Origin of the sequence: Sodaliphilus sp., assembly GCF_045598405.1 — a bacterium.
GTDB classification, from domain to species: domain Bacteria; phylum Bacteroidota; class Bacteroidia; order Bacteroidales; family Muribaculaceae; genus Sodaliphilus; species Sodaliphilus limicaballi.
The window spans coordinates 1-26,230 of the sequence record NZ_JAZLLZ010000131.1 but is presented as its reverse complement, the minus strand read 5'-3'; the positions used below and the strand labels follow the sequence as shown (position 1 = coordinate 26,230).

Genomic DNA, 26,230 nt, shown 5'->3' with positions numbered 1-26,230 from the left:
GCACGGAAGATCTCGCTGTACTGAAATCCTCTGAACTGCGACCGTTTGCCCAGCTTATGGTCGATCAGCCAGCCCAGATGTTTGTCAAACATGTCAAGGACATAAAAAATGCCGCCGAAAGGAGTGAGATTGTCAGATTTTATTTGTAACTTTGCCATATCGATGTCGTGTTGGTGGTTCGTTTGGTTATATTTGCAGCACTAAATTAAGTGAAATCACCGACATGACAAAATCCTGGGCAACTTTTTGTTGCTCAGGATATTATAAAAATTGTTAACAAAAGTGCTGCGGAATTAAGGTAATAAAATAGAATTATGGAAAATAACAAACAACTGGGACAAATTAAGAATCTGATAATGCTGGCGCTGGCCGACGGAACCGCCGACGAGAAGGAGTTGGCTCTGATTGCTGCCGTGGCGTCGCGTGAAAAGCTCACCGAGGAGCAGGTCAACCAGCTCATCGAGAACCCTGGCACGGTGCACGTGGAGCTGCCCGAGGACGAGGAAGGCAAGAAACGTTATCTCACCGACATGGTGGTACTGATGATGGCCGATGGCGTGATGGACGACAATGAGATGGCTATGTGCAAGCTGTATGCTATCACTCTGGGCTTTGACTCTAGCATAGTGGAGAGTCTAATACTGGACTTGGTGGAGTTTCTCAAGAAATAAAAGATCTCTCAAGCGACTTTTTTTCGCAAGAGAGTTTCAAATCGTGCTGCAAAGTAGCAGAAAATGGCAATAAAGTGTTAATTTTTAGTTAAAGATTGAATTTTGTTGCTAGAAAATTGTGTTATAAAACATATTTTGTGTAACTTTGCAAGCGAAAAGATTATTCGTATCGACTTCAACCGGTGCCGTGAGGCAAAGGTTCAGGTTAAGATTTAGTTTTAAGGTTTATGTTAATGGTATTAGAGGTTAATTAAATTAAAGTTGATCCGCGACGAGAGTCGTGGATTGCGTTTTTTATATAGTAGCTTGCTCGCGGGAAAAACCGCGAGAACGGGACCGATAGCGGAACCAGCAGCGGACGCTGCTGGCACGGTGGCTTGCTTGCCGAGGACCAGGGTGGCAGAAACGAGGCCCAGGGGCTCGCGGGAGAAGCAGCGGGGGCTGGCAGGAGAAACAGCTGCGGGACCGGCTGTGGGACCAGCAGCGGACGCTGCTGGCACGGTGGCTTGCTTGCCGAGCGTGAGGACTGGCGGGCGGAGTGCTGCCTGGCGGGGACTCGCGGGAAAAACTGCGGGAACGGGACTAGCAGCGGGACCGATAGCGGAACTGGCTGTGGGACCAGCAGCTGACGCTGCTGGCACGGTGGCTTGCTTGCTGAGCGTGAGGACTGGCGGGGGCAATGCGGGGGCAATGGAGAAATGGAGAGTTTTATTTGATGGATTCAATAATATTTCGTACTTTTGCATGTTAGTAATCGTTTAAGGACTCATTTTTAAATAGGAAATAATTATGTACGACCAGCAGCATGGCTTATACATAGCCCACGGCCCTCAAGGCCCTATCAGTATCATTGGCAAGATGGCCAATCGTCACGGACTCATAGCCGGAGCCACCGGCACAGGCAAGACTGTTACCCTTCAGGTGATGGCCGAGTCGTTCTGCCAGGCAGGCGTGCCTTGCTTCATGGCCGATATGAAGGGGGACCTCTCGGGCATAAGCCAGGCTGGCAAGACCAGCGGTTTCATTGAGAAGCGTCAGGTTGAGTTCGGGATTGACAACCCGCAGTTCCAGGCATGCCCGGTGCGTTTTTATGATGTCTATGGCGAGCAGGGGCACCCCATGCGCACGACCGTGTCGCAGATGGGTCCCGACCTGCTGGCACGACTGCTTGAGCTCAATGACACGCAGACCGGTGTGCTCAACATCGTGTTCCGCATAGCCGACGACCGCGGGCTCTTGCTCGACGACATGAAGGACCTCAGGGCTATGCTCGACTATGTGTCGAAGCATGCGTCGCAATACACCTCGACCTACGGCAACATAGCGCCGCAAAGCGTGGGAGCCATACAGCGTGCTCTGCTCACACTCGACAGCCAGGGCGCCGACAAGTTCTTCGGCAAGCCTTCGTTCAACATCATGGACCTTATTGACCGCGAGGGTGGCAAGGGCATAATGAATGTGCTTGCTGCGGACAAACTCATGCTCAAGCCCAAGCTCTACTCTACCTTCTTGCTGTGGCTCATGAGCGAGCTCTACTCTACCCTGCCCGAGGTGGGTGAACTCGACATGCCCAAGCTCGTGTTTTTCTTTGACGAGGCGCACATGCTCTTTGACGGCACTAGCAAGGCTATGGTCGATAAGATAGAGCAGGTAATCAGGCTGATACGCAGCAAGGGCGTGGGCATCTACTTCGTGACCCAGAGCCCCACCGATCTGCCCGAGAGCATCCTGGGCCAGCTGGGCAACCGCGTGCAGCACGCACTCAGGGCATTCACGCCCAAGGATCAGAAGGCCGTGCGCACAGCAGCCGAGACCTTCCGCCCCAACCCTGAGTTCAAGACCGAAGACGCCATCACCACACTAGAAACCGGCGAAGCGCTGGTGTCGGTGCTCGACAGCAAGGGAGCCCCCACGGTGGTGGAGCGCGCACGCATACTCTTCCCGTTGAGCCAGATAGGCGCCGTGAGCGAGTCGCAGCGTGCCGACATCATCAAGGCATCGCTCATCTACGGTCGTTATGACAAGGCCGAGGACCGCGAGAGCGCATTTGAAGTGCTGCTGGCGCAGAGCGAGAAGGAAGCGCAGCTAGCACAGGCCGACGCCGATGCCAAGGCTGCGGCCAAGGAAGAAGCCAAGGCCCAGAAAGAACGCGAGAAAGAAGAAGCACGTGCCCAGAAAGAACGCGAGAAAGAGGAGAAGAAGCCATCAATGTGGAAACGCGTGTTCAAGGCCATAGGCACAGCCATCACTGCTACCCTGGCAGCAATCGTGGGACGCAAGGTGCAAGAGAGCATTACCGGCAAGAAGCCACGCAAGAGCAGCACTAGCACCACAGGCCGCATAGCACGCAACGCCACCTCGGCAGCCACACGCACCATCACGCGCGACATCTTGGGCAACATCATGAAATAAAGGCCGTTAGATGGAATTTCTATTAGACCAACTAGGCTACTTGGGCGTGCTCATCAGCGCCTTTATCGCAGGAAGCGTGATTCCGCTAAGCAGCGAGGCAATAGTCGCGGCTTGCCTTGCCAAGCCCGGCATCAACCTCGTGTTGCTGCTCATCTCGGCTACAATAGGCAACGTGCTGGGCGGCATGACGTGCTACTGGATGGGGTCGAAGGGCAAGGACGAATGGGTCATCAAGTATGCCCACGTAAGCCCCGAGAAGCTAGCCCGTGCCCAGCGCATGGTAAGCGCCCATGGAGCATGGTTTGCCATCCTGGCATGGATTCCCATCCTGGGCTCGGCAATCACCGTGGCCCTGGGCTACATGCACGCCAACAAATGGGCAGTGGCCTTCTTCATGACCATAGGCAAAGCCATCCGCTACGCCGTCATCATCTGGGGCGTGGACTGGATAGTGAAGCTGTTCTAATGAATAGCAGGCGGACGACTTGAGTTTTCGCTGGAAATTCGTTTGTGTTTTCGTTAAATTTTACTACCTTTGTAGATTGAAAAGGAGTGTGATGCGGCCAGAGGTCGTGTTGCATCCTCTAGGCTATTGACAAATAACTATTTAACTAATTAATTATAGGTTAATTTTCTAAGAATTCTTATGAGTAAAGAAAAGAAATTCATGACCTGTGATGGTAACCAGGCTGCTGCCCACATCAGTTACATGTTTACTGAGGTGGCTGCGATCTACCCCATCACTCCGTCATCGACAATGGCAGAGCACGTTGACGAATGGGCTGCTGCTGGTCGTAAAAACATCTTTGGTGAAACAGTTCTCGTACAGGAAATGCAGAGCGAGGGTGGCGCAGCAGGTGCTGTTCACGGTTCGCTGCAGGCAGGTGCGCTCACCACAACTTACACTGCATCGCAGGGTCTGTTGCTGATGATCCCCAACATGTACAAGATTGCAGGTGAGTTGCTTCCCGGCGTGTTCCACGTGTCGGCACGTACACTCGCAAGCCACACACTGTGTATCTTCGGTGACCACCAGGACGTGATGGCAACGCGCCAGACTGGTTTCGCCATGCTGTGCGAAGGCTCAGTACAGGAGGTTATGGACCTCGCTGCTGTGGCTCACCTCACAGCTATCAAGGGCCGCGTGCCTTTTGTTAACTTCTTCGACGGCTTCCGCACCTCACACGAGATTCAGAAGGTTGAGGCTATGGACATGGAAGACCTGCGTCCGCTGCTGGACCAGGAGGCTCTCGCCGACTTCCGCCGCCGTGCAATGAACCCCGATGCTCCCGTTACCCGCGGTACTGCTGAGAACCCCGACGTATTCTTCCAGCACCGTGAGTCATGCAACGACTTCTACACCGCAGTTCCCGCAATCGTTGAGGACTACATGAAGAAGATCAACGAGATCACTGGCCGCCAGTATGGCCTGTTTGACTACTACGGAGCCAAGGACGCCGACCGCGTGATCATCGCTATGGGATCAGTCACAGAGGCTATCCGCGAGGCTATCGACCACCTCACTGCCAAGGGTGAGAAGGTGGGTCTCGTAGCAGTTCATCTGTATCGTCCCTTCAGCGCTAAGCACTTCCTTGCAGCCGTTCCCAGCACTGCCAAGCGCATCGCTGTGCTCGACCGCACAAAAGAGCCCGGTGCTAACGGCGAGCCCCTGTACCTCGACGTTAAGGACTGCTTCTACGGCGTGGAGAACGCTCCCGCTATCGTGGGCGGCCGCTACGGTCTTGGTAGCAAGGACACTACACCTGCTCAGATTCTTGCAGTATATGAGAACCTCGCACTGCCCATGCCCAAGAACCAGTTCACAATTGGTATCGAGGACGATGTTACATTCACTTCACTCCCCCAGAAGGAAGAAGTTGCAATGGGCGGCGCTGGCATGTTCCAAGCCAAGTTCTACGGCCTGGGTGCTGACGGTACCGTAGGCGCAAACAAGAACTCTGTGAAGATCATCGGCGACAACACCGACAAGTATTGCCAGGCATACTTCTCTTACGACTCAAAGAAGAGCGGCGGTTTCACTTGCTCACACCTGCGTTTCGGTGACGAGCCCATCCGCTCAACTTACCTGGTGACAACCCCCAACTTCGTAGCATGCCACGTTCAGGCTTACCTGCACATGTATGACGTGACTCGCGGCTTGCAGAAGAACGGCACATTCCTTTTGAACACCGTTTGGGAAGGCGAGCAGCTGGCTAAGAACCTGCCCAACAACGTGAAGAAGTACTTCGCCGAGAACAACATCACCGTTTACTATATCGACGCAACCAAGATTGCACAGGAAATTGGTCTGGGCAACCGCACCAACACCATCCTCCAGAGCGCATTCTTCCGCATCACCGAGGTTATCCCCGTTGACCTGGCAGTAGAGCAGATGAAGAAGTTCATCGTTAAGTCTTATGGCAAGAAGGGCGAGGACGTAGTCAACAAGAACTATCAGGCAGTTGACCGCGGCGGTGAGTTCAAGAAGCTCGACGTGGATCCCGCATGGGCAAGCCTCACAGCGGAGAACACCGTTGCCAACGACGCTCCAGCATTTGTAAACGAGGTAGTACGCCCCATCAACGCACAGAACGGTGACCTCCTTCCCGTGAGCGCATTCAAGGGCCGCGAGGATGGTACATGGGACGCTGGTACAGCAGCCTATGAGAAGCGCGGCGTTGCTGCCTTCGTTCCTGTTTGGAACGCAGAGAACTGTATCCAGTGTAACAAGTGTGCTTACGTTTGTCCTCACGCTGCTATCCGTCCGTTCCTCATGAACGAGGCCGAAGCAGCTGCATCACCCTTCAAGGCCGAAGACCAGCTCAAGGCTATCGGCAAGGGTCTCGAGGGTCTCACTTTCGTACAGGTTGTCGATGTTCTCGACTGTCTGGGTTGCGGCAACTGTGCCGACGTATGTCCCGGCAAGAAGGGCAACAGCGCACTCGAGATGGTTCCCCTCATGGGCCACGAAGAGGACCAGAAACTCTGGGACTACGCTGTTAAGAACGTAACAAGCAAGCAGGCTCTCGTTGACACCAAGCTCAACGTGAAGAACAGCCAGTTTGCTACTCCGTTGTTTGAGTTCTCAGGTGCTTGCTCTGGTTGCGGTGAAACTCCCTACCTCAAGCTCATCTCTCAGCTCTTTGGTGACCGCGAGATGGTTGCTAACGCAACAGGCTGTAGCTCAATCTACTCAGCATCGGTTCCCTCTACTCCCTATCGCACTAACGAGAAGGGTCACGGTCCCGCTTGGGCTAACTCTCTCTTCGAGGACTTCTGCGAGTTCGGTCTGGGTATGACCATCGCCGACGAGAAGATGCGTGCTCGCGTCACAGGCTTCGTTGAGGAGGCAGTTGCCGACGAGACAGTTGCTCCCGAGGTTAAGGCTCTCTACACCGAGTGGCTGGAGAACAAGAACGACGGCGCAAAGAGCCGCGAGCTCGCCGACAAGATCATGGCTGCTATCGAGCACAGCGACAACGCTGCCGACCTCAAGGTTAAGTCACTTGGCCAGTACCTGGTTAAGCGCAGCCAGTGGATCGTGGGCGGTGACGGCGCAAGCTACGACATCGGTTTCGGCGGTCTTGACCACGTTATCGCATCGGGCAAGAACGTCAACATCCTCGTTATCGACACCGAAGTTTACTCTAACACCGGTGGCCAGGCTTCAAAGGCAACTCCCATCGGCGCTATCGCCAAGTTTGCTGCTGCCGGCAAGCGCATCCGCAAGAAAGACCTTGGTCTCATCGCTTCAACCTATGGTTACGTTTACGTAGCTCAGGTAGCTATGGGCGCCGACAACGCACAGTGCCTCAAGGCAATCCGCGAGGCCGAGGCTTACGACGGTCCTTCAGTAATCATCGCTTACGCTCCCTGTATCAACCACGGCTTGAAGGTGGGTATGGGCAAGTCGCAGGCCGAGGAAGCAAAGGCTGTAGCATGCGGTTACTGGCACCTGTGGCGTTACAACCCCGAGCTCGAGGCTGAGGGCAAGAACCCCTTCACACTCGACAGCAAGGAGCCCAACTGGGAAGGCTTCAACGACTTCCTCAAGGGTGAGGTACGCTACGCATCAGTAATGAAGCAGTATCCCGAAGAGGCCGAGCAACTCTTTGCAGCCGCTAAGGAGAACGCAATGTGGCGCTACAACAACTACCGCCGTCTGGCTCGCCAGCAGTGGGGTGTAGAACCCGAGGATTGATTTCCCCTGGTCCACATGACCTGACGAGGGACATCCCCTCGCCAGGACCGACATAAACAGAGCACCGGACTCACCAAGAGCCCGGTGCTTTTTTTACCATCCTTAAAGGCATGGCTTATTTATGTTGACTTTCTAAACCCGCAGCTAAACATTTCCTATTGGTGCATGCTTTGGGTAAATGTCATAGCAGATTTCAATTTACCGATTGTTTGCTTCATGATGGCTCGGATGTAGGTTTCCATATAGTTAAAATCTATACATCCATTGGGGGCAACAGGAAATGAAACTTTATCCTTCTGAATCTTTGCTTTCGAGATAGAATCACCCCATGAATATTTAGGTGACAAGCTTTTGTACAGAGCAGCAACCATAAACAACTGGGCAGTTTCTGTCCTTCCGTTTACATCGTTAATCTTGAGCACCAAATTGTGACTATCGTTTGAGAAGAAGTCTTTGGGTTGATAAGTAATAACGAGTGTCTTGCCGCCTATCATTATTGAATTACCTTCTTCCTTTGCATCATCTTTATAAGAAATGTGTGAAACAATGGAATTATTACCTTCGCAAGCAGTAACGTAGGGTATCGAGCCGCTACCAAACACAACGTCAGATTTCAGGATGTTGTGCGAGTTAACGACATTGAACTCCTTTACAATGTCGAAGGATTTATAAATAACATTTGCTGCTAATGCTTGTTCTTCTTTTGGGGTTAATGTGCAATCTTCAAAGCCAGTAGCATTAAGATAATCGTCCAATTCTTTTATTCGATAGTCTTTGATTGCCTGCATATAATTTTCAATAAACAGGAAGTCTATCTCTCCACTGTCGTTTACAGGAAGCTCTATTTCTAAATCCTTATAGATTTGGATGCCTGGTTTTTTGCTGTAGGAGAACCTTAGCATCTGTTTCTCCAAAAGCGACACAATGTAAAGTCCTATTGGTTCAGTAAGGAATTCTGCACGAGCGGTTATCACCTGACTAGCTCCAAACTCAACAGGTTGATACGATACAGCAGGCAATGTTACTCCTAAAACAATAACATTTCCTTTTACTGGAGGTTCATTATTTTCAACAAGCCATTGTCTATTAACGAGACGACTCACCATGTTATTTGACATAGATTGTACAACGTACGGAATACCTGCACAATCTGTCGGTATTAACGCTTGTGATTTCGCTTGTTTTATTCCTTTGATTTCAAACAAATCTCCCAATTTGAAATGTTTATACGCCCTCGCCTTCGGCAACTCCAGACGAGGGCTCAAAGTTTTCCCAAGCTGTCCTCCTTGTCGCCTTTGATTATCTCAGACACCTTCCATGCCAGATAATCTTGAACAACCTTGCGGAAATCGGCTTCCGTAGGGCGAGTGTCAATCTTGCGATGCTGCCCGTATGTCCAATCCTTACCATTCAGGGAGATTGTGTCTTCTTCGTAGCATCCAGCAAGCAGATTGAGGTACTTGTTGCCATATAGTACAAGGTTTACGAGTTCATCGTAGCGCTCCTTGGCATTATCGGTGTCGCGAAGGTTCACACTTTGACTCGATTTCTTGCGGTTCTGACGAGAGTAGCCATCATTTGTAAAGTCAATGAACTTCACAATGCTGTTGGTGTCATGAGGCGTGTTTACATCAAATACATAGATTGCCGTTTGTACACTTGCTTTGCCAATGAAAAGATCTGTCGGCATCTTGATGGATGCAACAAGAGTGTTGTTTTTGAGGATGTTTTCTGTAAAAGGCAAGCCATTACCACTACCTGCATTCTCCATGATTAGGATAGCGGCACGTCCGCCATGCGTCATCATACCGAGAGCTCTCTCCACAAACGAAAAGCCCTTGCCATCTGCCGAGTAAGGAGGATTCAACAAGAAAACATTTGCAGGGAATGGTTCACCTTTGTGCGTGCCTTGTTCATAGTTTCCTTCAAACTCAAAGGAGTTGCCATGAATGATGTTAGCGCTACCATCCTGCATCAGAATCATGTTAAGAACGGCAAGCATGTAGATATCAGGCAACTTCTCAATACCCAGAAGTTGCTCCATCTTAATCTGGCTAATCTTGCGTTCACGCTCCGTATAGCTATCAATCTTATTCTTAGCATCAGCAATCATCAGATGCATAGCCGAGATAAGGAAGCCTGCAGAACCTGTGGCAAAGTCCCAAACGTAGCTATCTTTGTTGACTCGACAAAGACGTGCCATGAGTTCGGTAACAAAACGAGGGGTGAGCACCACATCGTTCTCTGCGCCATCGGGTACATCAACCCATTCGTTCAAGACGTTGAACAATCTGCCAGTAAAGTCAAGATTGTGCATTTCGCCATTGACAAAAGGCATAATGTCGCACTTTACATCACGATAAAGCGTTTTCAGCTTGCTTTCTCCATTGACCGGACGCTCCAGCTTTGAATGGAGGAATACTTTGTTCAAGATGTCCTTGATCATCTTGATTTTCTCAGAAGGCAACTGCTTCTTCTGGAGGTAATCAGAGATTTTGTTCATGAACACAGCGCCATCATTGCTGCTCTCTCCCGTCTGGCCACGCAAGTCCTCTACACGCAAAGGCTCTACTTCGCCCTCAACCCCAAGACCTGCCATAATCATACCAGCAACGAGTAACACTCTGTCGCCTACCGCAATCCCTTGCTCATCGTGCATCTTCTGGTTAAGAGCCTTCAACTTACGCTCAATGTCATCTTCAAGTTGAATCTTCTGCTGTTCAATTTCTTCTTCAGTCAAAGATAGTGCATCGACCTTTTGAAGGAAGTTTACGATGTTTGCACGAAGCAAAAATGACAAGTCGGAATAGTCAGCAACCTTTTTGGGAACGAGCAAGTTCTCCTTTGAAACATACCAAACACTAACCTCATACGTATTATTTTCGTGCCCTTTTTCTTTATAGCCATTCACACCTACAGCCACAACTTCGTTATACGATTCTGTAAATTCAAGGATGGCATGTGCGTAATGGACAGCTCCGTTGACAGCGAACTTGGAGATGGCCGAATAATTCGGTTCACCCTTGGCAGTCTTGTTGCAGACAGACCCGTCTTCATTCAGTTTTGCCAAATTCCCCTTTGTACCTTTAACCTCTATCATTACAGGGATGCGACGGAGTCCCTCAGTCTCTATGAGGCATTTGATGTCGGGGAAATTACTTCCCAATCCACCTTGCTTGCTGGGTGCTTTCTTTAGCGCTTCCTCTATCTCAGGGTTGATACCCTGCGTCTTAGTGTAATAATCTAAAGGAGTTGCAAACTGACGTTTGCACCAGTCCTCCACCTGCTCTTCTATGCTGTGATTTGTCTTTTTGCCCATTGGTAGATATGAAAAAGTGCATCGATCTACCACTCACGTGAGCGCACAAAAAGGGCATGAACCTTCTTATGCGTCCTCCGAGGCTTCGTCCGGAAAATTGAGACCTCATTGCCCTATAAGATATGCTCATGCCTAAAAGGCACAAACATTGAACTCTTATATAGAGCAATAAGGCATTCTTCTCCTAATGAAGGTGCCTAACCACTATTCTTTGTGTTCTTATCTCAAAATTTGTTTTCCGGACGAATTCAGGAGAACGCAAATAATAGTCAATGCGCGTTATTTGTTAATATGTTATGTTACTGTTCTTTATTTTGCCCCCCAATGTCTCTGATATACTCACGTTGTTACATGGGGCGGCTATGTTTGCTTATAAAGTTTTATATTCTTGGTGCAAATTTAGTAAAATATCTTCATATAACTGCAATAAAGCTTTAGCTTTTACACATCACAAAAGGTGAAATAATTTAAGTTTCGGATGTTAAATACCATTTCAGTATCACCATTTTGCTCCGATTAGCGTCCTGCCGGACGCGATGCTTCTTGCATTTCTTCCCCCACCGCCACTACGTTCGGTGGCGGGGGTTATTCAGATATTGTCCTTCCGGACAACAAATTAGCTACAATTACATTGACATCCGAAACATGTGACATAGAGCACGAGCGGTTTTCAGAAACGACAAGGGGGGCTTGATTTTTTATGGGTAATCTCAGGAATTTGAGCTCAAAGATATAAGTTTTTATATATACTGGCGTAATAATCCCAGATTTTTATCTATCTTTGCATAACAATCATTTTATACTTATACTTTATGAGATACTATCTTTACAACAACGACCAGCCGACTGGTCCCTTTGAAGTGAGCGAACTCCTTCAGAATGGCTTGACAGCCGAGTCGCAAGTGTGCGTTGAGGATTCTGAAGAATGGGCGCTCGCAACCGACGTGCCCGAAGTGGCAGTACTCTTGCAGCAACCTGCGGCCCCCCAGCCCGTGGAAGAAATGGACTTCATGACAGCAACCAAGAAGTGCTTCCAGAATTTCGCTAATTTCGAAGGCCGTGCACGCCGTGCAGAGTTCTGGTGGTTTGAACTTGCACACTTAATTATCGCTATGCTCACTTGCGGCATTGGAAGCTTTGTATGTCTAATCCCCTTCTACGCAGTGGCAGTGCGCCGCCTGCACGATATAGGCAAGAGCACCATGCACATTCTCGTTACGTTCATCCCATTCGTTGGCGGCTTTATCCTCTTGTACTGGGCTCTCCAAGACAGCCAGCCTGGCGAGAACGAGTTCGGTCCCAACCCCAAAGGCTTGTAATCACGCAACCAAACCGATATAATCATAGCAAGGGCGATGTTTATCGTCCTTGTTTTTTTACATCAAAGGGACGGTTCTTTTGATGTATAGCGGAAAGCGTTCCAGCTCGCCTCCCTCTTGCCAAGGCAGGAATCTATGAGCTTAGCCAGTCCAAGACGCTCAAAAACGTCCATGATGTGAAATATTCCGCCAAAAGTAGCTATCGTTTCGGGGTTTATTGCTATCTTTGCCATGTCATGTTGAGGTTTTGCTTGTTTGTTTTGCAACACTAAATCAAGTAAAAAATCTGACATGGCAATATCCTGGGCAACTTTTTGTTGCTCAGGATATTATAAATTTTCTTAACAAAAGTGTTGCGGATTTAAGGAGCAATAAATGACTGATTGACGTATGGCATTGAAAAAAGATAAAAACAAACAATGGGGAATGACTATTACATCTGAAGATTTGACACAAGTTTCAGAAGAATCTATTCTTATTGTAACAGACCATTCGGGAAAAGAGTATGCTATTAATATGTGGATGTATGCCGAATATTTCTATGAAAATATACAAGAAAACATTACTTCTGGTGGAATGTTGTATATTGATGGAATAAGATTAGATAAGTACAAAGAATATTTTGAAAATGAAAAGAAATATCTAAATATTAGCAATTTTTTGGAAGATTCTACCTGCTGCAGACTGCAGCAAGAGATGCAAGAATTACATAACACTCATATCAATTGGGTTGCATTATATGGGTTGTGTATGTATATTCGTGAGATAATAGACCGAAAACTGGCTTTGCTGTTTAAGCCTACAATAAGGGAAACCTTAGACGAAATTGGAGATAAAGATAACCTTGACAGTATTACCTTTAATCTTAAAGGTGGAGTTAGTCACAACTCTGATTTTTTTGTAATCAAGGAACAGATTATAAAAACATTGAAAGAATGCAATGATGAAACTTATGAATTTCACAAAATTGTGCGAAAAGTAGACGTATATACCAAGGAATACAGTCAAATTGAATTTGTTAAGTATATTTCTAAATTCTTCCGTGAGTATTTTCCAAATGTAAAAAGAAGAAAGAACAGTCACCTTACAACGACTGAACAACGAATAATTTGTTATCTATTAAAATTCTTTGAGTTTACACCTGAGGTTGTCCAAGAATCTCGATTCAGACAATTGTTTAATAGTAAATATAAACCAACAGATCATTACATGTCGCTCCAGTTCTTAGGTTTAGAGAAAGCACAGATTTATTTTGAAGTAATTCCTTATTCTATTTGGAAACTTGGTAAAATCAATCCTCAAAAATCAGCGGAATTGCATAGACAGATTTTTCAGAGTAAAAAGCAAAAGATAAAAATGAATATGGGAGAAATGCCAGACATATCAGAGTTGCTAAAAGTGATTGATGGTATGTATGGGTAATCCAGATTCTGTTAATTATTGATGGGTGGTAGAAACTAACAGTTTGTTTCTTCCGCCCTTATTTTATTGTGCGTAATTTTGCATCGTTAATTTGATTATAAACTTTAATTGATAGCATATATGAGCACTGAAAGAATTTCAAAAATCAAAGAGATTGTAACTCAGAGTATGAGAGAAGACGGTTGGACTCCAATGTCAACCGTAGGTTTGAAACTTATCACAAATGGTATAGACATTAAAGATTTTGGATTCGGAAAATTGAAACCATTCTTTGAGGCATTAAATGAAGATTTCGTTCTCAGTATAGACGAACAAAGCCATTTGCCATTAGTAAAATGTAATGGCAACGTCACACAAAGTACAGTCCCCAATTTTAAAAAGATTAATTACACTAAAGATGATATGATACATTTAACCCAGTGGGCAAACATAAACCAGAAAAGTGCCATTGAAACGTTAAAAAATATGGCACTGCCAGAACGCTGGACTTATAGTGTGGAGGATGAAAGTTATCCAAATCCAATTCTTGCCAAGTATTTAAAGTGGACTTTTGTCAAACTTATGAGAGAGAATAAAATACTCTACTCAAATGAATATGCCGCTTTTAATACTGGTTTGGTAGACAAGTTCTACAAGCCGATCTATGCGGTTTTTGACAAAAATAAATATAATAAGCAACCATGGCATTTTATTGACTTCTGCGTAGCTGGAAGCAGTAACATTGCTGCAAGAAAATTAACAGACAACTTTTCAAAACTTCCAGAAAGAGCATCATATATTCAAAACTATGATGATGTAATTTATGACACATCTCTTCCTGTCGATGTTAATTGGGAGCACATCATACTTGAGAACATTGATAGAATGCCGACAGAATTGCTACGCCATGTTTGCTCGGGATCTTTTGAGGTACTTGACCCTTCCATGATAAATAAATCTGACAAAATCAATTATTACAACAAACTTAGATGTGTTTTAGAATCAAATCCCATGCGACTATCAATCATTTCAAGCATGATGAGTATGGCAGTTGAAACTGCTAAGCATCGAGTTGCATGGAACTATAAGACTGCTATACCTGTCTATTATCCAACAGACGATTCTGTTCATTTGATTTTGCCTCTTGCTTTAAATATCAATGAACCAGAGGAAATTTCAATAGCGTTGGTTATGACTAAGACTCCTTCAAGACGGTATCGTGCAGTTACAATTTTTACATTAGATATGGCATATAGTAATGCACGATTGGTTACCAAACCATCAAGTGATTGGTTGGTTGCCGAGTCGATTAATTCGTTATAAATCATGAATCCATAATAGTACATATAGCAAAATGAACGAAATGAATATAAAGATGGAATTAACTGGATTGCAAAAACTTACCAAAGAGCAACTCATAAATATTATTTTAAGAAAGGATGATATGGAGAAACGGCTAAGCTGTGAAGTAGGGAGACTTCAAAGAATAAATAGACAACTTACTGAATTGATTGAAGAGATGGATGATTACAAGAACAACTAAAAAATAAAGATTATGTGTAGAGTAACATTAGAAGATTATTTGAAGAGAGAGAAAGTTATCAGCAGTGGCATGATTGTAAAAAGCAATCTCATAGAGCGATTGGAGATATACGGATTTATTAATGCGTGCGCAGATGAGGATATGTATAATGAAGGTTATGCAGGACTTATTCTAAACGGCATCGTGAATAAAGAAACAAAACATCAAATTGTTTTATCAAACCATTTGTATCAAGTTTCTTACCATTTTTGTGGAAAGGAACTCAAACAAGATGGAATGGTCATTCCAATTTTTCAATCACTTGAATACTCTCAACAGGAAAGCCAATATAATATAGAGGATTTGTATGTCCCGTCTTTAATCGGGAATCAGCTTTATCGCAAGATCAAATCACGCGTCGGTAATGGCGTTACCGTTAGTGACCATGAGTTAAACAAAGCTAAATTCCCGTCACATATAAAAGCTGTAGAGGGGAAAGCTGTATATAATGCTCCATCACCACATATTCAATTTGTCGACAAAGATGGAATAACAAAAAGTATAGGTGAAAATATCATTGTCGTATGTCGCTATCTTCATACGTTAACTGGAACTATGTGTTACACGCAGTATAATCTAAATGAAGTTTTTGTTGATGACGTGCATTGAACATTTGGATGATAAGTTTGATTTTGGCAAGTTTTCTGGATGTACATTTGCTGAAGTCTTGGAATACAACCCAGAATATATTACATGGGTAGTACAAAATGTTAATGGAAGTATGTGCATTTTTTGTGATTCTGTCGTAGAAGAATTACAATTGTTATTTCCTAAATTTGAAATTACCCATAGATTTGAAATCATGCGCAATCATAGAATTGTTGAGTTTGAAGAAGCAAAAGATTGTCAAGAAAAAGATTATTACTATGGGCGTCAATGTAATGACGATTACGAAGATTCATCATTTGGAAGATATGCAGGTTCCTATGCACAAGATGAAATGGGCTATAGTGACGACGACATTGATACAATTTTTGATGGTGATCCTGATGCCTATTGGAACATTGATTAGAAGTTGCAGGGGAACCCTTGGGGATTGTCTTGGTGGCGGGATTATTGAGGGTGTTCATTGATTAAGATTCCACCGAACAATATTACTGTTGGCTGCATTTTTGTGGCTGGGACATCAAAGGGACGGTTCTTTTGATGTACTTTTGTCTAATTCTCTCTTTTCAAGACTATATTTTAACGTGTTTCACACGTTTTTTTACACCAAAATTTGAATTTTAGGTAGATTTCATTGATTTTATATTTGGATTGCACCACTTTTGGTGCAAGCGATTCATCAAACAACTGTAGCATCTCAAAACCACAAACCCTAACCACAAATGATTGTCACTTCAGGGTGAAGGTAACCTGGCCGATGTGGGGGAGTGAGGAAACAACATCTGCACTCCCGAGACGATGAGCTCAATGCCTTTGCCTGCGTCATAGGTGAGATGCAACAGTCCTTCCTATAGTTTCTCTACCCTTACCCGGGCAGTCACATGCTTGTTGAGTTCGTGTCTAAACACCTTGCATAACCTGGTATCACACCTTGCAACTACCGATTTATTGTCACCAGGCGACAACTCTGTATTCAAGTCGGCATGCCGCTTTGCAAGCACCGACAATTCGTCACACGAAACATCTAGCACCATAGTATACAATTTTAGATCGTCACACAAGCCGCAACTGTACAGCCATGCGACAAAACCATCTTCACACTAATAAAGCACTCAACTTTAGCATGTGAAACCATTTGAGCCTCACCTATTTGCTCCGATTAGCGTCCTGCTGGACGCAGTGCGTGTTGCATTTCTTCCCCCACCGCCACTACGTTCGGCGGCGGGGGTTATTCAGATATTGTCCTTCCGGACAACAAATTAGCAATATTTATTATCAAATGCTAAAGTTGAGTAATGCACAGACAATGCCAAACGAAATGAAGTCCGCTATTGACACAATAATTATTTTTTAGTATCTTTGCAGTTATGAAACAGGTAATGGATTTTACAGTGAAAGCCAATGACAAGCATGGCGATAATTATAGCTTGCTCAAGTTGGCTCCCGTGAAGGGGAGTGTGCCCCCTGTGAAACCGGGGCAATTCGTTCAGGTAGAGGTGCCTAACTCTAAAACTACCTACCTGAGGCGTCCCATCTCGATTAACTATGCCGACACCCACGAGCTGTGGCTGCTGGTGCGTCGCGCCGGAGCCGGGACACGCTCGCTGTGTGACACGCAGGAAGGTTCGGCGCTGAGCGTGGTTCTGCCGCTGGGCAACGGATTCACGACCGACGTGAAAGGCACCGCGCTGCTGATAGGCGGCGGTGTGGGCATCGCCCCGCTGCTCATGCTGGGTTCAAAGCTTGCCGTGAGAGGTGTGGACGTGCAGTTCCTGCTGGGAGCGCGCTCGATGAGCGACCTGCTAGAACTGGACCTGTTCAGACAGACCGCCCCCGTGCATGTGGCGACCGAGGACGGTTCACTGGGTCACAAGGGTCTGGTAACCACTCACCCGGTGCTGCAAAGCGATGAAATAACCCACATAGCCTGCTGCGGCCCCATGCCCATGATGAAAGCCGTGGCTGCCATTGCACGCGAGCGTGGCATCAACTGCGAGGTATCGCTTGAGAACATGATGGCGTGCGGCCTGGGAGCGTGCCTGTGCTGCGTGGAGGACACTAAAGATGAGGGTAACGTGTGCGTGTGCACCGATGGACCTGTTTTCAATATAAATCGACTCAAATGGTAAACTTAAGCGTAAAAATAGGGTCACTCACCCTCAAGAACCCCGTGATGACAGCATCGGGCACATTCGGCTACGGCGAGGAATTTGCCGACTTCATCGACCTCTCTCGCCTGGGCGGCATCATCGTCAAGGGCACCACACTGAATTCTCGCCAGGGCAACCCCTATCCGCGCATGGCCGAAACGCCTAGCGGCATGCTCAACGCCGTGGGTCTTCAAAACAAGGGCGTGGATTACTTTGCACAGCACATCTACCCGCGCATCAAGGACCTCGACACCCGCGTGATAGTGAATGTGTCGGGAGCCTCGATTGAAGACTACGTGGGCGTGTGCGAGCGCTTGCGGGGTCTTGACAAGGTTGCAGCAATAGAGGTGAACATATCTTGCCCCAACGTGAAGCAGGGCGGCATGTCGTTTGGCACCACGTGCGACGGCTGCGAGAGCGTCGTGAGCGCCGTGCGCCGCGCCTGGGACCGTACCATGATAGTGAAACTCACGCCAAACGTGACCGACATCACCGAGATAGCCCGTGCAGCCGAAGGCGCAGGCGCCGACGCTGTGTCGCTCACCAATACCTTCCTGGGCATGGCTATCGACGTGGAACGCCAGCGCCCTGTACTCTCGACCATCACCGGCGGCCTCTCTGGGGCCTGCATCAGGCCTATAGCAGTGCGCATGGTGTGGCAGGTGGCTAATGCCGTGAGCGTGCCCGTGGTGGGCCTGGGAGGCATTATGAACGGCCGCGACGCGGTGGAATTCATGCTGGCAGGCGCAACAGCAGTGCAGATAGGCACCGCCAACTTTATCGACCCGCAAGTGACCGTCAAGGCAGTAGAATACATCCAAGACTACATGCAACGCCACGGCATGGCTAGCTGTGCCGAACTCACGGGAGCTATGAAAGTATAACGAACGCACTTTCGGGCTATAAAAACGCTGCGCTTTAAGATATAAAGAACGCTTCGCTTTAAGGAATAAATTGTCCTATAGCGAAGCGTCCTTATAATGTAACATTCTTATAGCGTAGCTTTCTTAACTTATCCTTGCGGGACGAACGACTCGAAACGGCCGTCGCTGTAAAATACCATAATATTCACCACACGGCTCTCTCCTGCCGATGCCTGGGCGTTGCCACGCTGCGACGAAGCTTTGCCCATGGCACTGGCACTACGCACCATGTTTTGCAATGCCGCCATAGTAGCGCTAGCCGACGATGATGCCTGCGGCTTGCGCGACGAGTCGTTATATTCACCCGAATCGGTGTTGCCAAAATTAATGGTATTCTTGCGAACAGCATTATTCGAATCGGCAACAGGAGAGTTAAATTCTATCGAATTCTCGACGGGTTGAGAATTGGTGCCAGACATCAATGAGTTCGCATTTGGAACAATCATCTCGCCATCGCCAAACATGAGCCACATGACATTCAACGCAGGGTAAGCCGAATGGATCTTTGAAATAAGTTCGTCACTCACCTTCTTGTTGCGTCCGTTGAGCAACTGCGAAAGAGTGGGGCGGGGTATGCCACAGTTGTCGGCAAAAATCGAATTAGAGATGCCGCTTTCCTGCAAGAATATTTTCAGACGAGATACAATGTCCATGTCTCTACAATTTAATATTTATATCAAAGCGGAAACCCAAGGCAAAATAGCAAGCAGATTTCCGACGAAATTTTTCGAGAGATTTTTTGGCTTCTGGAAAATTCATTCAAATTACTGAACAAATCTCCAACCGTAGATAAGGCTCAAAAAAAGTCCCGTTTTATTCAATGAGTAAAAACAGGGTGAAAAATAGCAAAAATTCGATATACAAATGAAAACACCCTGTTAACATCATCAAATTTTGCATTTGCAAATTTAAAACACTTTATTGAATTACGCAAATTTAATTTCATAAATCTTTCAGTTTGCATTTGATTTTTTGAAAACAGCCATACAAGCGGCAGATTACAGGAGCAAAGTTACTATAGTAAAGTGTTACTTTATGCTTTGCTTGTATAGTACTGATTATTAGCGTATTATATTACATATAACACATTTACGGAATGTTCCACAGAAGAATTATATATTTTACTTTAAGCAGTGCTTTATATATTTTTATTTATTTATTGAATATCAGTATTTTACAATGATTGTAAATGATTGTTAATTGATATTTTAGATGGTTTTGTAAACTTTTTAGAACGGAATTAACCGTTTGGAAATGTAACGAAGTTTTGAAAACGCGCTGATGCAAACGCAAAGGGGAGTTTCGCGTTGCAATACCGCCCTATTCAATCACAAACATCTGTTTTCAAACAATAATTAAAGACGGCAAACCGGGCGTGGTAAAGTTACCATTTTGGGCTAACTTCTTGCTCAACTCGATTTCCTTGCGATTTTTTTCGAGGAACTACCCTATTTACAAGCCCAAATAACTGTGAGAAAAACTAACACGTCACGAAAAGCACGTTATACATTATCTATCAATGCGTTAACCGCAAAATATGGTATTTGCCGCATTTAGGGCAGAAAATTGTAAAAAAGGCATCCAGGACGCACCTGGATGCCTATGCCAAACACACAGCATGATGCCGGTGTGACTATTCAACTGAAAATGCTTGCAAAATACAGCAGATATTTTGCTAACTGGATCAAATTTTGTGACAAAAATTTTTTCGCCCTAGATCTGCCCTACTCCACGGTCATTTCAACTCGTCTTTCAGGAAGCGAGCAGTGACCGATTTTTTGCATTTAGCCACTTGCTCGGGAGTGCCCGTTGCTACCACCTGCCCCCCATCTCGGCCACCCTCGGGCCCCATGTCGATGATGAAATCGGCACACTTGATGACGTCCAGATTGTGTTCGATGACAATCACGGTATTTCCTTTTTGGACCAATTTATTAAGCACCCCGAGCAGCACCTGAATATCTTCAAAGTGGAGACCGGTTGTGGGCTCGTCGAGGATATAAACAGTGCGTCCTGTGCTCTTCTTCGACAGCTCGGCCGCAAGTTTCACACGCTGGCTCTCTCCGCCCGAGAGAGTGCTCGAGGGCTGACCGAGCTTGATGTAACCCAACCCCACATCTTGCAGCACCTTTATCTTGCCGAGAATCGAAGGAATGGCCTCAAAGAACTCCACGGCCTGGTTTATGGTCATGTCGAGGACATCAGCAATAGACTTGCCCTTGAACTTAACTTCCAGAGTCTCACGGTTATAGCGTTTTCCGGCACATTCTTCGCAAGGAACGAGCACATCAGGTAAGAAGTTCATTTCCACCGTTTTATAGCCATTGCCCTTGCACACGTCGCAACGTCCGTTTCCTGTGTTGAAAGAGAAACGCCCGGGGCGGTAGCCACGAATCTTGGACTCCGGCAACCCCACAAATAGATTGCGAATGTCGGCAAAGATGCCGGTATAGGTCGCGGGGTTAGACCTGGGCGATCTTCCCAGAGGCGACTGATCGACCGTGACGACCTTATCGATGTGCTCCAAGCCGTCAATGCCGTCGTAAGGCAACGGCTCGGCCAGAGAGCGATAGAAATGCTTGCTGAGTATGGGTTGCAGCGTGCCGTTGATGAGGCTCGACTTGCCGCTGCCGCTCACGCCAGTGACACAGGTGAAAGTGCCCAGCGGAATGCTCACGGAGACGCCTTTGAGGTTGTTGCCACGGCATCCGCTAATGGACAATGCTTTCCCGTTGCCCTCGCGTCGCTGCGAAGGCAGCGCGATGCACAGTGAGCCATTGAGGTAGTCGGCTGTGATGGTGTGCTCACGCACCATCTCCTGCGGCGTGCCGGCAAAGACGACATTGCCGCCTCTCCTGCCCGCCTTGGGGCCTATATCGATCACATAGTCGGCCTCGAGCATCATTTCCTTGTCGTGCTCCACCACAATCACCGTGTTGCCCTCGTCGCGCAACTGCTTGAGCGAGTTGATGAGCCTCATGTTGTCGCGCTGGTGAAGGCCGATGCTGGGCTCGTCGAGGATGTAAAGCACATTGACCAGCTGCGAGCCTATCTGCGTGGCAAGGCGTATGCGCTGGCTCTCGCCGCCCGAGAGCGAAGCCGACGAGCGGTTGAGCGACACATAGTCCAACCCCACATCAAGCAAGAAATTGAGGCGTCCGCTGATTTCCTTGACAATCTCGTTAGCGATCTTCCACTTGTTCTCGGGCAAATGGTTGTGCAGGTCGGCAATCCAGTCGCGCAGTTCCCTGATGTCCATCGACGCAAGCTGGGCGATGTTCTTGCCGTTGAGCCTGAAGTGCAGCGCCTCGACGTTGAGACGGTCACCGGCGCATTGCGGGCACACGGCGCGCGAATAGAACTGCCCTGCCCACTTTTGAGCCTGCGACGACGCCTCGTCGTCTTGCTGCATCTCAATGTATTTCACAAGGCCGTCAAACGACTGGAAGTAATTGGTCGTGGCAGCGGTCTCGGTCTTGATATTGAGTTTCTCGTCGGTGCCGTTCATGATGTCGTCGATGCAGTCCTCGGGCAAGTCGCAGAGCGGTGTGTCGAGAGTGTAGCCATGGCGCTCGCAGATAGCCTGTATCTGCCAGAAGATGAGAGAGTTCTTGAACTTGCCCAACGGCAATATGCCGCCAGCCTTCACGCTGAGTGTCATGTCGGGCATGATTTTCTCCCGGTCAATGACGTTGACATATCCCAGTCCCTTGCACTTGGGGCAGGCTCCCAGCGGGGAGTTGAACGAGAAGTTGTGCGGCGCCGGCTCGGGGTAAGAGAGCCCCGTTGCAGGATCCATGAGCGACTTGCTGTAGTAGCCCAGTTCTTGCGTCTCGGCGTCGAGCACCATGAGTTGGTCGCCCCCCTGCTTGAATGCCAGGTTGACGGTGTCGAGCAGGCGCCGCTCGTCCTTGCGCGCCACCTTGAGGCGGTCAACCACCAGTTCGATGCTGTGGTTGTGATAGCGGTCAACCTTCATGCCGAAGGTAATCTCCCGCAATTCGCCATCGATGCGCACATTGAGATAGCCCTTCTTGCGCAACTGCTCGAAAAGGTCCTTGTAATGCCCCTTGCGGTTCTTCACCAGGGGAGCAAGGATGTATATCTTGCGATTGTCATATTTTGACAAAATCAAGTCAAGAATCTTCTCCACCGAGTACTTCACCATTTTCTCGCCCGACTTGTAGGAATAGGCGTCGGCGGCGCGGGCATAGAGCAGTCGCAGGTAGTCATAGACCTCGGTCGTAGTGCCCACAGTGCTTCGGGGGTTCTTGTTGGTTGTCTTCTGACTGATTGAAATCACGGGGTTGAGGCCCGAAATCTTGTCCACATTGGGCCGCTCGAGCACTCCCAGCATGTTGCGGGCATAGCTGGAGAAAGTCTCAAGATACCGCCTCTGTCCCTCGGCAAAGATGGTGTCAAACGCCAGCGACGACTTGCCGCTGCCGCTCAATCCAGTAATCACAGTGAGCGCGTAGTGCGGGATGTCCACATCGATGTTCTTCAAGTTGTGAACCTTTGCACCCAGCACACTCACACATTCGGTTTCCTTGCCGTTAAGTTTCATCTATTTAGTCAGTATTTTAGTTTCGCATGTTGAAACCATTTGAGTCTCACTAATTTGCTCCGATTAGCGACCTTCCGGACGCGGTGCTTGTTGCATTTCTCCCCCCACCGCCACTACGAATGTTGGCAAAGGTTCGCTATCCGCGGCACCAGCTTCGCCGACTTACCGCTGCTCACTTTGCCGAGCTCGCTTCGCTCGGTTCGGCGGTGGTGGTTATTCAGACATTGTCCTGCCGGACAAACAATTAGTAACATTCAATTAAACACACGAAAGTTTAGTCAGTATTTATTTCCTTGTACTTTCATAATCACTGTGCCGCACGCCCAAGTTGCCATTACTTGACAACCCAGCCAGGGTCATATGCCTTGGCTTGCTTCTTGCTCAAATAGAGGCTGTCACCGACGGGCACGTTCACCTTGTAGGTCTTTCCCGAGGCATTGGGCAGGCGGTTGCTGCGTATCCACGGGTTAGCCTCGCGCAGCTGCGCATAGGTGATGCCTTGCTGCTTGGCCCAGTCAATCCAGCTGGCTACCGACGTCTTCACCTCCACCACCTTGTAATCAACAGGCTGATAGAGTTGGTCGGCACGCAAGCAGTAGCCATAGCGCTTGGGGTTCTCCATGAGCAGCTTGTAGGCAATGATGCGGAACACGTAACGCGATGTCTCGCTCACGAGCTGCAGGTCAAACGAGGTGTCCTGCCCCTGGCGGCTCAATTCGCCGTTGATGCGCCCCATGCCAGCATTGTAAGAGGCGCAAGCCGTGGCCCAGTTGCCATAGTGTGCATGCACGCTCTTGAGGAACTTGCATGCCGCCACGGTGGCCTTGACCGGGTCGCAGCGCTCATCCACATCGTCGTTGATTTCGAGGCCATACATGCGGCCTGTTGACGCCAGGAACTGCCACAGCCCCACTGCCGCAGCCGGCGACTTGATGGTGGGGTCGAGGGTGCTCTCGGTCACTGCCAGATAGAGCATGTCGAGAGGCACGCCGTTCTCCTTGAGAATGGGCGCCAGGATGGGAAAATAGCGGTTGGCGCGTTTGAGGCACAGCTGAGTGGTCGAATGCCCGTAAACAATCGAGGTGAGTTCGCGGTCAAGGCGCTCATACATGTCGGTGCGGTCAAACGAGACCGTGTCGCCAGCAAACACGACAGACTGCGGAATGTCGGGCGCAGCAACAACGGGGAACACCGCCCCGTGGGGGTGCTCCTCGGCATTGTAGTTGTTGTATTGTCCCACACCCTGCGCGCTTGCGCCCATGGCCATAAACGCCGCAGCAGCCATCATGCAACTTCTAGTTTTTCCCATATTCATGATTTTTCGCTATGTGCTATTTATTATCAGAAATTTGTCAATCTGCGACAATCACTCCACATCACCTGCGGTGCCGCCACGGTCTATGCGTCGGTAGCGAATGATGTTGATGTCGCCGCTTTTCTTGTATTTGATGCCATCGCTACCCTCGGCTTCGAGGACGTAGTAATACACTCCGGCAGGAACTTGCTTGCCGTGGTAAGTGCCGTCCCAACCCTCGAAAGGCTCGTTGAGCTCGATTATCTTGTTGCCCCAGCGGTTGAAGATGGTGCAATGGAATTTCACGATAGAGCGGTAAGAGACCTTCCACACGTCGTTCACGCCCTCGCTCGAACCCGGCGAGAACACATTGGGGCACACGAGTTCGCTCTCCCCGATGTTGACGGTGTAAGTATCGCTATACCACTCGCACGATCCTTCGGCATTGGTGGCATAGAAACGCCAGTAAGTGGTGCCGGCATCTTCAAACACCTGGTCAATCGCTTCCTGGTTGAGACGCAATTCGGGATTAGAGAAATTGCTCTCGCGCGACATCTGCCACTCCTTGTGCATGACGGCGTCGGTGCAGTAGGCAGTGAACGAGATGTGTGCCGGAGCCGACCCGCCCAGGGTCTCGCTGCCGCCTATTTTCTTCTCGTTGTCGTGGTGCTCGTTTTCCTGCACGACGATAGTGCGCACGTCGATAGCTGCGGTAGTGTAATAGTTGCTCTCACAGCTCACCTCTTCGCCCCAGAATTTCAGGAATTTGTCGCCAGTCACGGTGAACGAGGTGTTCATCGTGGGTGCAGGAAAAGCGATAGCGGGCTTGAACGACTCCTGTTTCTCTTGCACAAGAGTCTCGACCCATCCGGGATTGACGGCTGCATCATCGTCTTCGTCCTCGTCGTCATCTTCGTTTCCGTCGTGCCACACGAGGTTATTGAAACTGATGGTCAGTTCTCGATCCATAGTCTTGCGCGCGCCGTTGATGGTGTAATACACCACATCGCGGCCCGCCCCGTCCAGATTGAGCGTCACCGACCCGCAGTCGCCGTCGCTCTCCACACTCACTCCGTTGAGTTGCAGGCGAGAGACAGAATAATCGGCCACCCACACATACAAGCGGCTAGTGCCCTCCTCGATGATATACCCTTTGTTGGGCAGCACCTGGTCGATAGACGACGTAAGGCCGTCGTAGTGAACACCTTCCAGTTCCTCGGCATATCCTCCGCCGCCCTCGCCATACACATACCACTTGACGGGGTTCTCGGTGTCGGCAGTGAAAGTCATGCCCACGCCGTCGGCGTTGTAGAGCACGTAGATTTTGTTGAGTCCAGTGTTGGTTGCAGGTTCTTCCTCATACACATCACGGCTAGCTCCGGTGAACGCAATCTGCGCGTTCAAAGCAAGAGCCGCCGCCATCGACAAGGCAAGTGAAAGGTATCTAATCTTCATAGTCGTCAATCATTGGAACTCCACCATGGAGTTGTTCAAATTACAAAAGTAACAAAATTTCGCCAATTACACCCTACCCCGTTTTCAAATTAACAGAATTTAGAGATTGCTTGGTGTTACCGTAACTATTAAAATCGCGGTTGAAGACCGCTACCTTGAACCCAGAAAGTCCATTAGGACAAGAACAAGATTTTAGATTATCATTGTGTCAGGATTTGTGCTATATTGAGCGAGTATATGGGTTCATATATGAACGAAAGATAGTGCAAATCACGCCAATGAGAAGCAAAATATTTTCATTTGTTTTAATGGACTTTCTGGGTTCAAGGT

The 26,230-nt window shown here is 48.2% G+C and carries 20 protein-coding genes; 12 read left to right on the top strand and 8 right to left on the bottom strand.

Going from position 1 to position 26,230, the window contains the following annotated elements; genetic code table 11:
* Positions 1-314: 314 nt before the first annotated feature.
* Positions 315-671: a hypothetical protein gene (locus tag ACKI3C_RS09295; RefSeq protein WP_407404325.1), complete on the top strand. Its 357-nt coding sequence runs from the start codon at positions 315-317 to the stop codon at positions 669-671.
* A gap of 239 nt (positions 672-910) precedes the next feature.
* Here the strand turns inward: ACKI3C_RS09295 and ACKI3C_RS09290 are convergent, their stop codons facing one another.
* Positions 911-1,417, bottom strand: coding sequence for a hypothetical protein (locus ACKI3C_RS09290; RefSeq protein ID WP_407404323.1), 507 nt, complete (start codon positions 1,415-1,417; stop codon positions 911-913).
* 43 nt (positions 1,418-1,460) lie between these two features.
* On the opposite strand from ACKI3C_RS09290, the gene ACKI3C_RS09285 reads away from it, so the two are divergent.
* From ACKI3C_RS09285 to nifJ, 3 genes are all read left to right on the top strand, one after another.
* Complete coding sequence (locus ACKI3C_RS09285) at positions 1,461-3,083, top strand: helicase HerA-like domain-containing protein (protein ID WP_407404321.1); 1,623 nt, start codon at positions 1,461-1,463, stop codon at positions 3,081-3,083.
* Positions 3,084-3,093: 10 nt separating this feature from the next.
* A complete protein-coding gene (locus ACKI3C_RS09280; RefSeq protein WP_407404319.1) occupies positions 3,094-3,549 on the top strand; it encodes a YqaA family protein in 456 nt (151 codons plus the stop codon).
* A gap of 180 nt (positions 3,550-3,729) precedes the next feature.
* Positions 3,730-7,284: a pyruvate:ferredoxin (flavodoxin) oxidoreductase gene (nifJ, locus tag ACKI3C_RS09275; protein WP_407404318.1), complete on the top strand. Its 3,555-nt coding sequence runs from the start codon at positions 3,730-3,732 to the stop codon at positions 7,282-7,284.
* A gap of 155 nt (positions 7,285-7,439) precedes the next feature.
* Here nifJ and ACKI3C_RS09270 read toward each other — a convergent pair whose 3' ends face one another.
* Entirely contained in the window at positions 7,440-8,549 is a 1,110-nt protein-coding gene (locus tag ACKI3C_RS09270) for a restriction endonuclease subunit S (RefSeq protein ID WP_407404315.1), read from the bottom strand.
* A complete protein-coding gene (locus ACKI3C_RS09265) occupies positions 8,546-10,450 on the bottom strand; it encodes a class I SAM-dependent DNA methyltransferase (RefSeq protein WP_407404313.1) in 1,905 nt (634 codons plus the stop codon). The genes ACKI3C_RS09270 and ACKI3C_RS09265 overlap by 4 nt, the downstream gene beginning before the upstream one ends.
* 965 nt (positions 10,451-11,415) lie before the next feature.
* Between ACKI3C_RS09265 and ACKI3C_RS09260 the strand changes: the two genes are divergently transcribed.
* Entirely contained in the window at positions 11,416-11,922 is a 507-nt protein-coding gene (locus ACKI3C_RS09260) for a DUF805 domain-containing protein (protein WP_407404311.1), read from the top strand.
* 62 nt (positions 11,923-11,984) lie between these two features.
* Here ACKI3C_RS09260 and ACKI3C_RS09255 read toward each other — a convergent pair whose 3' ends face one another.
* Positions 11,985-12,155: a hypothetical protein gene (locus tag ACKI3C_RS09255; RefSeq protein WP_407404309.1), complete on the bottom strand. Its 171-nt coding sequence runs from the start codon at positions 12,153-12,155 to the stop codon at positions 11,985-11,987.
* 157 nt (positions 12,156-12,312) lie between these two features.
* Between ACKI3C_RS09255 and ACKI3C_RS09250 the strand changes: the two genes are divergently transcribed.
* From ACKI3C_RS09250 to ACKI3C_RS09220, 7 genes are all read left to right on the top strand, one after another.
* On the top strand, positions 12,313-13,344 hold the full coding sequence (locus tag ACKI3C_RS09250; RefSeq protein WP_407404307.1) for a hypothetical protein: 1,032 nt from the start codon (positions 12,313-12,315) through the stop codon (positions 13,342-13,344).
* A 120-nt stretch (positions 13,345-13,464) separates the two neighbouring features.
* A complete protein-coding gene (locus ACKI3C_RS09245) occupies positions 13,465-14,646 on the top strand; it encodes a DUF3825 domain-containing protein (RefSeq protein ID WP_407404305.1) in 1,182 nt (393 codons plus the stop codon).
* Positions 14,647-14,677: 31 nt separating this feature from the next.
* Positions 14,678-14,866, top strand: coding sequence for a hypothetical protein (locus tag ACKI3C_RS09240; protein WP_407404303.1), 189 nt, complete (start codon positions 14,678-14,680; stop codon positions 14,864-14,866).
* A gap of 12 nt (positions 14,867-14,878) precedes the next feature.
* On the top strand, positions 14,879-15,514 hold the full coding sequence (locus ACKI3C_RS09235; RefSeq protein WP_407404301.1) for a hypothetical protein: 636 nt from the start codon (positions 14,879-14,881) through the stop codon (positions 15,512-15,514).
* Positions 15,501-15,917 carry a hypothetical protein gene (locus tag ACKI3C_RS09230; RefSeq protein ID WP_407404299.1) on the top strand — a complete coding sequence of 139 codons (417 nt, stop codon included), beginning with the start codon at positions 15,501-15,503 and terminating at the stop codon, positions 15,915-15,917. The genes ACKI3C_RS09235 and ACKI3C_RS09230 overlap by 14 nt, the downstream gene beginning before the upstream one ends.
* Before the next feature lie 961 nt (positions 15,918-16,878).
* The gene (locus ACKI3C_RS09225) at positions 16,879-17,640 is read left to right on the top strand and encodes a dihydroorotate dehydrogenase electron transfer subunit (RefSeq protein ID WP_407404297.1); all 762 of its coding nucleotides are present in this window, start codon (positions 16,879-16,881) and stop codon (positions 17,638-17,640) included.
* Complete coding sequence (locus ACKI3C_RS09220; RefSeq protein WP_407404295.1) at positions 17,634-18,545, top strand: dihydroorotate dehydrogenase; 912 nt, start codon at positions 17,634-17,636, stop codon at positions 18,543-18,545. Before ACKI3C_RS09225 ends, ACKI3C_RS09220 begins: the two co-directional genes overlap by 7 nt.
* 128 nt (positions 18,546-18,673) lie before the next feature.
* Here ACKI3C_RS09220 and ACKI3C_RS09215 read toward each other — a convergent pair whose 3' ends face one another.
* The 4 genes from ACKI3C_RS09215 to ACKI3C_RS09200 form a co-directional block, all read right to left on the bottom strand.
* Positions 18,674-19,237: a helix-turn-helix domain-containing protein gene (locus tag ACKI3C_RS09215; protein WP_407404293.1), complete on the bottom strand. Its 564-nt coding sequence runs from the start codon at positions 19,235-19,237 to the stop codon at positions 18,674-18,676.
* Positions 19,238-20,319: 1,082 nt separating this feature from the next.
* On the bottom strand, positions 20,320-23,151 hold the full coding sequence (uvrA, locus tag ACKI3C_RS09210) for an excinuclease ABC subunit UvrA (RefSeq protein WP_407404291.1): 2,832 nt from the start codon (positions 23,149-23,151) through the stop codon (positions 20,320-20,322).
* 334 nt (positions 23,152-23,485) lie between these two features.
* Entirely contained in the window at positions 23,486-24,460 is a 975-nt protein-coding gene (locus ACKI3C_RS09205) for a lytic transglycosylase domain-containing protein (protein ID WP_407404289.1), read from the bottom strand.
* 57 nt (positions 24,461-24,517) lie between these two features.
* On the bottom strand, positions 24,518-25,900 hold the full coding sequence (locus ACKI3C_RS09200) for a gliding motility-associated C-terminal domain-containing protein (protein ID WP_407404287.1): 1,383 nt from the start codon (positions 25,898-25,900) through the stop codon (positions 24,518-24,520).
* Positions 25,901-26,230: the final 330 nt, after the last annotated feature.